The sequence below is a fragment of the Chloracidobacterium validum genome (assembly GCF_018304825.1).
Lineage (GTDB): Bacteria > Acidobacteriota > Blastocatellia > Chloracidobacteriales > Chloracidobacteriaceae > Chloracidobacterium > Chloracidobacterium validum.
The window spans coordinates 789,848-802,266 of sequence record NZ_CP072649.1 but is presented as its reverse complement, the minus strand read 5'-3'; the positions used below and the strand labels follow the sequence as shown (position 1 = coordinate 802,266).

Annotated in this window: 6 protein-coding genes; 4 read left to right on the top strand and 2 right to left on the bottom strand. The window is 61.8% G+C overall.

All coding sequences use genetic code 11. The features are described 5' to 3' along the window. Positions 1-232 precede the first annotated feature (232 nt). Both waaF and J8C06_RS14345 read right to left on the bottom strand, forming a co-directional pair. Positions 233-1,297 (bottom strand): lipopolysaccharide heptosyltransferase II, encoded by a 1,065-nt coding sequence (gene waaF, locus J8C06_RS14350; protein ID WP_211430107.1) that lies wholly within the window; start codon positions 1,295-1,297, stop codon positions 233-235. Between the two features lie 21 nt (positions 1,298-1,318). Then, the gene (locus tag J8C06_RS14345; protein ID WP_211430106.1) at positions 1,319-3,247 is read right to left on the bottom strand and encodes a CocE/NonD family hydrolase; all 1,929 of its coding nucleotides are present in this window, start codon (positions 3,245-3,247) and stop codon (positions 1,319-1,321) included. A 69-nt stretch (positions 3,248-3,316) separates the two neighbouring features. Here J8C06_RS14345 and J8C06_RS14340 point away from each other — a divergent pair, with 69 nt between their 5' ends. The 4 genes from J8C06_RS14340 to J8C06_RS14325 all read left to right on the top strand — a co-directional run bounded on the left by J8C06_RS14340 (position 3,317) and on the right by J8C06_RS14325 (position 12,417). After that, the gene (locus J8C06_RS14340; protein ID WP_211430105.1) at positions 3,317-4,348 is read left to right on the top strand and encodes an ABC transporter substrate-binding protein; all 1,032 of its coding nucleotides are present in this window, start codon (positions 3,317-3,319) and stop codon (positions 4,346-4,348) included. Between the two features lie 19 nt (positions 4,349-4,367). Continuing rightward, positions 4,368-5,336, top strand: coding sequence for a DUF3108 domain-containing protein (locus J8C06_RS14335; protein ID WP_211430104.1), 969 nt, complete (start codon positions 4,368-4,370; stop codon positions 5,334-5,336). A 343-nt stretch (positions 5,337-5,679) separates the two neighbouring features. Then, on the top strand, positions 5,680-9,498 hold the full coding sequence (locus J8C06_RS14330; protein WP_211430103.1) for a TonB-dependent receptor: 3,819 nt from the start codon (positions 5,680-5,682) through the stop codon (positions 9,496-9,498). Between the two features lie 180 nt (positions 9,499-9,678). Continuing rightward, entirely contained in the window at positions 9,679-12,417 is a 2,739-nt protein-coding gene (locus J8C06_RS14325; RefSeq protein ID WP_211430102.1) for a protein kinase domain-containing protein, read from the top strand. Positions 12,418-12,419: the final 2 nt, after the last annotated feature.

Below are 12,419 nucleotides of genomic sequence, written 5' to 3'. Positions count from 1 at the left end.
GCGTCAGGTTCCTCTCAGGCAAAAGTGAACAAAAACAAAACCGCCGACCTCCCGGCTTGGGAAGGTCGGCGGCCCTGGAAAATCTGGCGAAACGTCGTTTCAGTCGTCAAGTACGCACGCCAGCGCGGCCGGTCGAGCCTTCCCGATGAGGCTCCACCAGTACCAATAACCGCTGAACGTAAAGCTGAACGTGCGCATGTGAAAATCGTAAACGGACAGAACTGAACAAACGTTAATGCGGGTCGCGCCTGGACGCAAGCCCATTTTGTGTATCAAGCGCGTCGAGCATGGCCTGGCACACCATGTCAGGCGTCACACCGGTCAGGCAGCGGTGGTCAATCGGGCAATCCTTGAGCAGGCAGGGCGCGCACGGCACAAGCTTGCGGACGATTCGTGCCGTTGGCGAAAAAGGAGAAATCTGGTTGGGGTCGGTTGGGCCAAAAATGGTGACGAGCGGTCGGTCGAGCGCCGCCGCCACATAGGCCGGCCCGGTATCGTTGCTGACGACGACGGCGCAGCAGGCGAGAAACGCTACGCTTTCCCGCAGGGAAAGTTCTCCCGCCAGCGTGGCAGCCCGGTCGGGTCGGCGCATGCCCTGCCGGATCGCTTCACACAGCGGATGTTCATTGGGTGCGCCGACAAGAAACAGTTGTAGCTCGTCCCGCTCGGCCAACCGGTCGAGGAGCGCCGTGAACGCCTGGGGCGGCCACTGCTTGGCGCGGCTGTTGGCCGCTCCGGGAACGATGGCTACCGGGTAGCCGTGGCGTCCTAGGTCCGGCAGCTTGGCTTCTACCGCAGCTCGCGCGTCGGCCGCCACGGGCAGCCGGTAGTCGAGCGCCTCGTAGTTGACTTCGGTCTTTCCGGTCAGCCGCGTTTCCCACTGCGCCACTAAGTCCAGGTAGTAGTAAATCTGGTGCTTGCGGCGGGTGGCCGGCGTCACCGGGAAGGCGTCGGTCAGCAGCAGGTGGCGGGCTTCCGTGGCAAACCCGATGCGCTGTGGGATGCGGGCCGCAAAGGCCAGCGCCGCTGCCTCAAAGGCATTCTGGAAAAGTACGGCGGCATCGAACCGGCCAGCGCGGAGCTTAACAACGCCGGACCAGAATGACTCGCGCCGGTTGTCGTAAAGCAGCAGGTCGTCGGCCAGCGGCGTGTCTGCAAACAAGTCGGCTACCCACGGCCGAACCATGAGTGTGAGGTGGGCCGTGGGGAAAATACGCCGTAGTTCGCGCAGCGCCGGAATGGTCATGATGCTGTCGCCGACCCAGTTCGTGCCGCGCACAAGCAGCCTGCGAAACATACACAGACTCAGTACACAGACTCAACGCGCAACGCTGACCGCAATGCCGGATGCGTGGCGCGCATCGCGGTGGATGCGGTGCGTCGCCGGCTGGAAGTCTCCGTCGCGTGCTTGGAAAATGTTGCCGACAAACGTCTGTGGGTTGCGATCCACCAGTGGAAACCACGAACTCTGGACCTGTACCATGATACGGTGGCCTGGCTTGAAGCAGTGGTCAACGTCCTGTAGCTCGAACGCAATGCGTTCAACCCGCCCAGGCTTGAGCGGCATCGGACGTTCAAAGCTGTCGCGGAATCTGGCCCGCATGACCTCCCCGCGCACCAGCATCTGATAGCCGCCTAAGTGCACCCCTGGCGGCAGGTCTGGCCCATCCGGTGTGTCGTCCGGGAAGACATCAATCAGCTTGACGATGAAATCAGCATCGGTTGCCGTGGTGGTCACAAAAAGCTCGGCTTGGAGCGGCCCCGTCAGCGTGACCGGCGCCGTGAGCGGTTCGGTCTGGTAGGTCACGACATCCGGCCGGGCGGCAGCAAATCGCTGGTCTTCCACCATGTAGGTGATCCCCCGCCGATTGGTGATTTGATTGGTGTAGGGAACCGGCGTCCGGGGATCGCTGGTGTAGTCATCGGCGCCAAATGGTTCCTTGGGCGCTTCAAATGACAGGCGTCCGTTGGCGTGGAAGTACAGTTTGGTCGGCGTGAGTCCCGGCGGCGGATACTGCGCGTAACGCCGCCACTGGTTCGAGCCGGTTTGGAACACATAAGCTTCCGGTAACTCCGGATCGGGCGCGTCTTTGAGGTGGTGGGCAAAGAACTTGGCTTCGATTTCGCGGCGGTAGAAGGCTGCCGTAGGCTGCTCGAAATCGATCGGCCCGAGACGGCGGCCGTCACTGCGCGCCCAGCCGCCATGCGACCACGGACCCATGACCAGCGCGTTGCGGCTGTTGGGGTTGCGCTGCTCCGTGCTGGCATAGAGCTTGAGTGGCCCATAGAGGTCTTCGGCGTCAAACCACCCGCCGACGAACAACACGGCCGGAGCCACCCGGTTCATGTGCGGCACCAGGTTGCGTGACTGCCAGAAGCCATCGTAGTTCGGATGCGCCGCCATGTCGGTCCAGAACTGGATGCTCCCCTTGAAGTAGCGTTCTTCGACGTGCCGGAGCGGGCCAACATCGAGGAAAAACCGGTAAGCATCGGGCGTCGGGAAGCGAAACCCAGGGGCGGTTTTGGTGGTTGGCTCAGGCCGCGCCTGCCCAAACGACGAAAAAAACGTAAAGGAGTCAATGAGGAAAAACGCGCCGTTGTGGTGCATGTCGTCGCCGATGAACCAGTCGGCAATTGGCGCCTGGGGGGACACGGCCTTGAGGGCTGGATGGGCGTCAATCATGCCGGCCGCGGCGTAAAAGCCTGGATACGAAATGCCCCACATGCCCACCCGCCCGTTGTGGTTCGGGACGTTTTCCAGGAGCCACGCGATGGTGTCGTAGGTGTCGGTGGATTCGTCAATTTCCCGGTCGCGTTTGTTGGCCTGGTGTGGACGCATGTTGACGAACTCGCCTTCTGACAGATAGCGCCCGCGGACGTCCTGATATACAAAAATGTAGCCATCACGCATCATCTCATCCGATGGCCCGATCCGTTGCCGGTAAGCGTCGCCGTAGGGCGCGCAACTATAGGGCGTGCGATTGAGCAGGATGGGATAGGCGCGGGTGGTGTCGCGTGGAGCGTAAATACTGGCAAAGAGCTTGACGCCGTCGCGCATGGGGATGCGGACCTCGGTTTTGATGTAGTGCGCGGCAACATCAAAGTCCTCCGGCGGCGTGGTTGTGGATTGAAGCGGCGTGGGGTGATGGCTGGACCACAGCGCCGACGCACCAAAGGCCAGACCCCCGATGAGGGTGAACCCAACGACCAGCACCCACCGCGCCGGCCGCCAAACCAGATTCGTCATGGCAAAAACTCCCTCGATCTCGCGCGCGAGATGGCGCGCGAACGTAAACTTCGGTTACTAAGTTGCCGTATGCCACGACCAAGCCAGTTCGTCCACTCCCGGCGTGCCGCGCTGGCGCGCATCCTGCCCCACCCCGCCACCCGCTCCCTATGGAATGTCCCGTCCTGGACGCTTCTGTGCAGCGTCTTGGTGCTGGGCATGTTGGGGCTGGGTTGTGTCGGGACGGTTCCTCGGCCAACTGCGCCGACATCTCCGGTTCGGACCGTCACCGATGGCAGCGGCCGGCAGCTTACGGTGCCGGCACGCCCGCAGCGCATCGCCTCGCAGACGTTGGCAACGGATGAAATCCTGCTGGCGCTGGTCGCGCCGGAGCGGCTCGTGGCATTGAGCAACCTGGCCGACGATGCGCGCTACAGCTACTGCGCCGAGCCGGCCAAGCTGGTCGCCGGACGCTGTGGCGCAAACGCCGAAGCCATTCTTCAGTTGCAGCCCGATCTCATCCTGGTAGCGAGTTACAGTCGGGCGGAACTGGTCGAGCTACTCAGCGCCAGCGGCGCGCCGGTTTATCGGTTCACGCGGTTTGGTGGGGTGGCCGACATCAAGTCCAACATCCTGGCGCTGGGCGATGTGGTCGGTGAACCGACCGCGGCTGCCGAGCTGGTTGCCGAGCTGGAACGCCGGTTTGCCATCTTGGCCGAGCGCGCCCGGCAGCGCGGGCAGCACCCACGGTTGATGTCCTTTGGCGTGTCCCACTTCACCGCCGGAACGGAAACTTCCTTTGATGACCTAGTCCGCGCCATTGGAGGCATCAACGTGGCGGCCGAGCAGGGCGTGGTCGGCTTCCGGCAAATCAGCCCGGAGCAACTGACCCGGTGGAAGCCGGATTTCATCGTTGTCAGCGCGGAATCCGGGAAGGAAGACCTTGTCCGCCAGCGTTTGTTGGAAGACCCGGCCGTGATCGCTGCCGTGGGCCGCGACGCCAACCGGATCATCGTCGTGGAAAGCCGGGCCTTCACGACCGTTTCCCAGCATCTGGCCGATGCCGCCGAGCATCTTGAAAGCCGAATCTTTGCGTCGGTGGGAATGCCCCCGCGGAACTGATCAGGAACTTGTTGAAACCATGATGGCGATTCGCGTTTGGCTACTCTGGATAACCGTTGCCTTGGGCAGCTTCATGCTTCCCGGCCCAGGCCAGGGACAAGCTCCGTCGGTTGCCGCTGGCGGGCGCGAGGCGTCCGATGTGGGGAAATCGCCCGTTGCCCCGCCCTTTCCGGTTCACGCGCCGTACCCGTTCCGCGTTGGTGAGACGTTGACGTACGAGTTCAGCTTTTCACGCTTTCCACTCTCTGGAAAGCTGGGCGAGCTTGAGCTATCCGTCGTCTCACTGGATACGGCGCAGGCGCTGACCAATGCGCTGGCCACCAAACTCAAGCGAGACCTGCCCCGGCCAGATGACTCGCAGCCGGCAGAGGAAGCTTGCCCGTCCGCGCTACCGTCGCCTGGGTTGGCGTTTCAGGCGCGGGCGCGGACGCGCGGCTTTCTCCCGGCGTTGCTGCGGGTGGATGTGCGCCACGAGTACCTTTCGGTTGTGGACGCCACCGACCTAGGCTTGACCTATAATCAGCGTGACCTGCGAAACAACCAGCAGCAAAAGTTTCAGATGACTTGCCAGGCGCGAGCCAGGGAAACTCGCGCGGTTCTGGAGTGGGCCGGCCAAGATGGTGCGGTCAACCTGCGCACACTACCGGGGCGTGGCTGGACGACCGATCTGCAAACCTTCTGGTACGTCCTGCGGACGCAACCACTCACGCCCGGCTCGGTCATTCCCATGGTGCTGACCGAAGATGAGCGGGTCTATGACCTTCCGGTGGTCGTCACCGGCGAAGTCGAAGTCATCAAGACTCGCGCCGGACGTTTTCGAACGCGCAAGCTTGACCTCAAGGTTCGGGAATCCGGCTTCGTGCGCTACGAAGGGAGCTTTTTGCTCTGGCTCTCGGAAGACGCGGCGCGTTTGCCCGTGCGCGTGCGTTTCAAAGCGCGGGGCGTAACCGTGACGGGTGAATTGACTCGCTATACAACGCCGCGCTAGCGCGCCGGTTTCTGAATCAGAAAACCAAAAATCTGAATATCTATCGAATTTTTCGTTGCCAGGGTGGCCGGGGCCAGCGCCCCAACTTGCCATTGGCTACCTGGCCTGGCGCGCCTTGGAACGACCAAAAGACGTGTGTTTTCTTACTTTTTGTGACACTACACAACGGCTTGAGCGTGGCTTCAAGTTTGGTATGAGTCTTGCCTTGGAGTTAGATGCGTGAGTTGTCCGGCAGAAGATGTTCCTGGCCTGGGGTGGGTGGTGGTGACCGCGGTGCGTTGAGCCGGCTTCGGGTTGGACAGACTTCGGTCGGGGCGACTGAATCTATCTGAGGAAAGCTTAGATGAACACACTGACAGTTCCTTTGCGACAACGACAGCCAAGTTGGCTGATGCCGCTCCTACTCATGCTGTGGGTTGGCATCACCGGCCTTTCGGCGCTGGCCCAGATTGGAACCGGCACCATCCGCGGCACAGTCACGGATGAGCAGGGTGCTGCCGTGGCCGGCGCGACCGTAACGCTGACCAGCTCGGCGACGGGAACCACCCGGACGCAAACCACGAACGAGGCCGGCACATTTTCTTTTACCGGAGTTCCGGTTGCCGCCTATACGGTGAAGGTTGAATCCCCAAACTTCAAAACCTATGAGCAGGCTGACATCCGGGCGCGGGTGGACGGTAGCACGACGCTGGACATCATACTGACGGTCGGCGCTGCCACTGAAACGATCACCGTAACCGGAGATGGCACGGCAGCCATTGTCAACCGTCAGGACGCCAGCATTGGCAACACGATTGCGCAGCGGCAGATTCTCGAATTGCCGTTGGCCGCGCGTAACATTGCCGGCTTGTTGAGCTTGCAACCCGGCGTGACGCGCGACGGTTCGGTAAGCGGCTCCCGTAGCGACCAAGGCAACATCACCTTGGACGGCGTCGATATCAATGAGCAGCAAAACAACACGGCCTTTGCGCCGGTACTGCGCACCTCGCCGGAGTCGGTCGAGGAGTTTCGCGTGACGGTCAGCAATCCAAATGCCAACCAGGGCCGTTCATCGGGCGCGCAGATTTCGCTCGTCACCAAGAGCGGCACGAACGAGTTTCACGGCTCGGCATTCTTCTTCCACCGTCCGACGATCGGCAATGCCGGTAACTGGTTTACCAATGCAATCGGTCAGCGGACGCCGCGCGTGCTACAAAACGTGTTTGGCGGCGCGGTGGGGGGGCCGATTGTCAAAAACCGCCTTTTCTTTTTCTACAACTACGAAGGACGGCGTGACCGGTCGCAGACCTCGGTGCTGCGTACTGTGCCGCTGCCACACCTGGGGCGTGGCGAACTGCGCTTCAATGCCGTCAATGCGGCAACCGGCGCGCCGGTTGGCATTGTGACGCTCACGGCCGCCCAGATTAGTCAGGCCTTCCCGGCACTGGCGGCAGCCGGCGGTGGCTCGGCGCTCAACCCGGCCGGTGTGGCCTATCTGGCACAAGCGGCGAGTCGCTATCCCGCGAATGACCCCGGCGCCGGCGATGGCGTCAACACGGGTGGTTTCCGGTTCAATGCGCCGACTCCGTTCGACTTCAACGCCCATATCGGACGCCTCGACTGGAAGGTGGACGACGCCGGCAAGCACACGTTGTTTGCGCGGGCGAACGTCCAGTACGACACGATCCTTCAGGACTCGTTTTTCCCTGACACCGCGCCCCTGCGCACATGGTCACACCCCGTTGGCATTGCCGCCGGGCACACCTGGACCATCAGCAACAACTGGGTCAACAACTTTCGTTATGGGCTGACGCGCTTCGCTACCAGTAACCAGGGGGATACGGCGCAGAACTTCATCAATTTCCGATTCGTGTTCGAGCCGACGTTCAACCAGCGGACGCTCGACCGGATTGTGCCCACCCACAACTTCACGAATGACACCACCTATGTGTTCCGTGACCACACGTTCCAGTTTGGAACCAACATCCGCATCATCCGCAACCGGCGGACGGGCTTCGGACAGGCGTTCGACTTCGGCGTCGTCAACCCGATTTTTTATGCCCAGAGCCTGACGGCCCCCATCAACACGTTCGCTGTCAACAACTTGGGCCTTGCCATCCAGCCTGGGCGGGCCGTGCCGGTGCGCGATGGCGTCAATGCGCTCATCGGGCGCATCAACCAGTACACAGTCTTCCTGACCTACGATCAACAGGGACGCCTGCTTCCGGCCGGTAGCCCAACTGACCGGAGCTTCGCGGCCGAGGAGTATGATTTCTACTTCCAGGATGTGTGGCGCATTCGGCCAAATCTCACGCTGACCTATGGCATCCGGTATGGGTTGAGCCGCCCGGTCTATGAGCAAAACGGTTTCCAGGCCGGAACGAACATCCCGCTGGGCGACTTCCTGCGTGGGCGCGCGGTGGGCGCGGCGCAGGGGCGCCCGTTCAACGACCTCATCACGATCAATCTCGCCGGCCCGGTCAACGGTGGCGAATCGCTCTATCAGTTCGCTTACAACAACTGGCAGCCGCGCGTCTCGATTGCTTGGTCGCCAGATTTCAAGGAAGGATTTCTGGGCAAGGTGTTTGGCAAGCGACAGGAGAGCGTGATTCGAGCCGGTTTCGCCCTGACCAACGACTACTTTGGGCAGCAGATTGCCGTCCAGTTTGACCAGCGCAACACGCTGGGCTTTGTCCAGCAGCAGCAGACATCCTTTGCGCAGTTCCGGCTGACATCGCCGCCCTTTGCTCCGCTCTTTACCGCGCAGGGGCAGAGCTTCCGCAACTTCCCCGGCATCAACCCGCCGCCACAGTTGCGCTTCCCGCTGACGCAGCCGGATGATGGGCAGCAGCGCATCGAGCAGTCCATTGACCAGACGACGCGCCTGCCGCGCAACTTCAGTTGGAACTTTTCCTATGGGCGTGAACTCCCGGCCGGTCTCTTTGTCGAGGCTTCCTACGTTGGGCGCCTGGGACGGAACTTGCTGGCCCAGCGCGACGTGATGGCGCTCAACAACCTGGTGGACCCGCGGACAGGCGTGGATTGGTACACCGCCGCCGGTCAGCTCGAAGACCTCCGGCGCAACAACACGCCGATTTCGCAGATTCCCAACATCCCTTACTTCAACAACATCCTCTTCCCCGGTATCCTGGCAAACTTCTTTGGTGGGTTTGGCGGTATTCAGCCGGGCATGACCAACAGCCAGGCTATCTACGCCATGTTGCTGAATCCGGGTAGCTGGGGCTTGCTGGGTCCGGCCGACTGGACGACCGTTCAGCTCATCCTCAACAACAGTCCGCGGCCGGGTGGTTATCAAATTGACGGCATCTCGCCGCTGGGTGAAGACCTGTTCTTCCACCCGCAGTATGGCGCGTTGAATACGATTGGCAGCTTTGGCACGTCGGACTACCACGGGCTTGTGCTCACGATGCGTCAACGCTACAAAACGTATTTGACGTGGGATTTCAACTACACGTTCTCGAAGTCGCTCGATGACGCCTCTGGGCTTCAGACAGCCGGCTTCTTTGGCGGTGGCGGGCTGGTGCTCAATCCGTTCCGTCAGCGTGACAACCGCGCGGTGTCAAGCTTTGACTTCCGCCATATCATCAATGCCAACTTTGTCGTCCAGTTGCCCTTTGGGCGCGGGCGCGCTTTCTTTGGCAACGCTTCACGTGTCCTCGATGCTTTCATCGGCGGCTGGCAGTTGGGTGGTATTGCCCGGTACAACTCCGGTCAGGTCACGGGTGCGGCCACCGGCGACGGCACCGCCTACGCGACCAACTGGCAGGTGCCGAGCAACGCGGTTCGCATCCGGCAAATCTCGACTTCGCCGACGCGCGGCAACAACCCGAACCTCTTCCGCGATCCGGTGTTTGCCTCGCAGAGCTTCCGCAGTGCCAAGCCTGGTGAGACCGGCGAGCGCAACATCTTCCGGTTGCCGGCCTTTGCTAACCTCGACATCAGTCTGGCGAAGAGCTTCACCATGCCGTGGAGTGAGCAGCAGTCACTTCAGTTCCGTTGGGAAGTCTTCAATGCCACGAACTTCCAGCCGTTTGGCGGCGTTCAAACCTTGGCGACGCCAACTGATCCCTTCCGCAACCAACCCTTGCCCAACTTTGGGCGGTTGACAAGCGTGCAGAATCCGCCGCGCTTCATGCAGTTCGTGCTGCGGTACGTCTTCTAACCATCAAACAAACTGGCCGCATCTCTGGCTGGGGGCGTTCATCGCCCCCTTTTTTTTGGCAGGTGTAAGCAGGTTGACGACTGTTCTTTGGCTTCCCTAAGGTAGGCGGCCACAATAGCGTTTAGCTGATAGTGCGGATGCTCGCCATCCGGTAACAACTTGGGATGGGACCGTAATTCTATGCCCACCGTTGGCATGCGCCTCGCTCACTACGAAATCTGCGAGAAACTCGGCGCAGGTGGTATGGGTGAGGTCTATCGAGCGCGCGACACCAAGCTCAACCGCGATGTCGCCATCAAGGTGCTTCCACCGCGCTTGGCTGATGATCCCGAAATTCGCTTGCGTTTTGAGCGGGAAGCCCGCGCCATCGCGCAACTGTCCCACCCCAACGTCCGCGCCATCTATGATTTTGATGTCGCCGGGGACGCGGCCTTCGCCGTGATGGAGTATCTCGAAGGGGAATCGCTACGGGGGCGATTGGCGCGTGGCTCCATCCCCTTGGCCGAAGGTCTTGCCCTTGCCATTGCCGTTGCCGAGGGGCTGGCGGCGATTCACCAGAAGGGCATTCTGCACCGCGACATCAAGCCGGAAAACATCTTTTTGACGGCGGATGGGCAAGTCAAGATTCTGGATTTTGGTGTCGCGCGGATGCCAAAGCGTCCGGTCGTTGCTGAAACCGATGAAACCGTATCCACACGCGACACCTTAACGACCTCCCCCGGCATGGTCGTTGGCACGATTGGTTATATGTCGCCGGAACAAGTCCGGGGCGGGCCACTCGATGCCCGGAGCGACATCTTTGCGCTCGGTTGTGTGTTGTTTGAGGTTTTCACGGGACGGCGGGCGTTCCCCGGCGCGACGCAGGCAGAAGTGGCCGCCTCCATTCTCCGCGACAACCCATTCGCGCAACTCAGCGATCCCCCATCGCTGCCAGGGGACTTGTGGAAAACCCTGGAGCGCTGTCTGAACCGTCAGCCGACGCAGCGTTTTCAAAGCGCCCAGGACCTCGCTTTTATTTTGCGGACACTGCGGCCGGCGCTGTCTAACGATGCCAAGACACTCGACATAAACAACCGTGAAACGCTGCGGCTTCCGCCAAGTGAGCAACTCCAGGCAGCATGGCCGGTGGACGTCCGTCCAGAGCGGCTTTGGTGGGGGGCCGGGGCGCTGTTGGCGACGGCGCTCGTCGGACTGGTTGCCGTCTTCATCTGGAGCGGGCGTCCAAAGCCGGCCTTTTTGACCTACACCTACCTGACCAATGCCGGCAGCGATACCACGCCGGCCTGGTCGCCAGACGGACAAAGCGTTGCCTTTGCCTCGCAACGGGATGGTCGGCAGCGTATCTGGGTCAAGCGGATTGTAGGCGATGCCACCGAAGTCGCCATTACCGAGGGCGAAGACAGCTCGCCACGGTATTCGCCCGACGGCCAGCAAATTGCGTTCGTGCGGCGCGCCAGGGACGGTTCAACGGCGCTCTATGTCGTGTCGTCATTGGGCGGGGTGCCGCGCAAGATCGTGGATGACGGGGTGGACGGCGATTGGTCGCCCGATGGCCGTCGGTTGTGTGTTGTGCGGTGGGTACGGGATGGCGGCATCACGTCCACACTGTTGGAGAGCGTTGAAAGCGATGGCAGCAACCTGCGCCCAATCGCGCGCCTCGACGGACTACGCCTGCGCCGCCCCCGCTGGTCGCCCGACGGCAAGCACATTGCGCTGGTAAAGGATGTGGTCGCCGGCAACGTCTTTTCGCCGGTCACGCTCATCACGGTGACAACCGGAGCCGTTCGCCAACTCGAGCCAACCGAACGCGGTGGCTATGTGTCGAGTCCGGCCTGGCTCGAGGACAGCTCGGCGCTGGTAGTCATTCAGTCCACATCGCCGGAAGCGCCAAACATCATCACCCCGGCGCGCGTGGTGGTGTTTAGTGTCAGCACGGGCAGCAGTCGGGTGGTCGCTGCTCTGCCGCACGATACGGCGGTCTGCGATCTGCGAAACGGACGGCTGGTGTATGAGTCCCGCTCGCGGCGCGGCAATCTGGTTGAGGCACGACTTGGCGCGCGCCCTGGAGAATTGCCGCAACTGCGCGTCCTGGCGCGCGGCACAAGCATTGATCGCCAGCCACGTTACACGCCAGGCGGCGATGGGGTGGTGTTTACCTCGAACCGCACCGGCAACAACGACATTTGGCGGCTCAATTTCGCCGATGGACGCCTCGCGCCGCTCACGGCTCATCCAGACACCGACTGGGACCCGGCGCTGTCCCCAGACGGGCAGACGCTTTACTGGAGTTCCAACCGAACCGGGAAGTTTGAAATCTGGACGGCCACCGCCGATGGCATGCGCGGCCGGGCAGTGACCGCCTTCAACGCCAGCGCCCAGAACCCGACGCCTTCGCCCGATGGCCGCTTTATCTTCTTTACGGTGAGCGACCACCCTACGTATGGGGTTTGGCAAATCCGTGTTGACGGGACAGATGGCCGGCAGCTCGTTGCCGACCTGCCGGCGCGCTGGCCGGAAGTGTCGCCGGATGGGCAGTATGTGCTCTATGTCACGACGATGAAGGAAGGCAATGGCAATGCCATTCGGGTTGCGCGCGTCACGGATGGCGCTCAGGTCTTCTCGATTGAAGTCGGGCTGGGCGGCTTGAGTCACGGTCGCGCCCGCTGGTCGCCGGACGGTCAGCGCATCGGCTGGGTTTCGACAGCCGGTGACATCGGCATTTTTGCGCAGGATTTTCGTCCCGGAACCGACACGACCAGTACGCGCCGCCGAATCCTTGGCGACATTTTTGGCTCGCCACCGGAAAGTTTTGCTTTCTCGCCGGACGGACAGAAGCTGGTCGTGGCGGCCAGTGACGACGCGCCAAATCTGATGGTGTGTGTTGGCATTCCAGACTTGGCGCCGGCCGGAAGCCGGTAGCG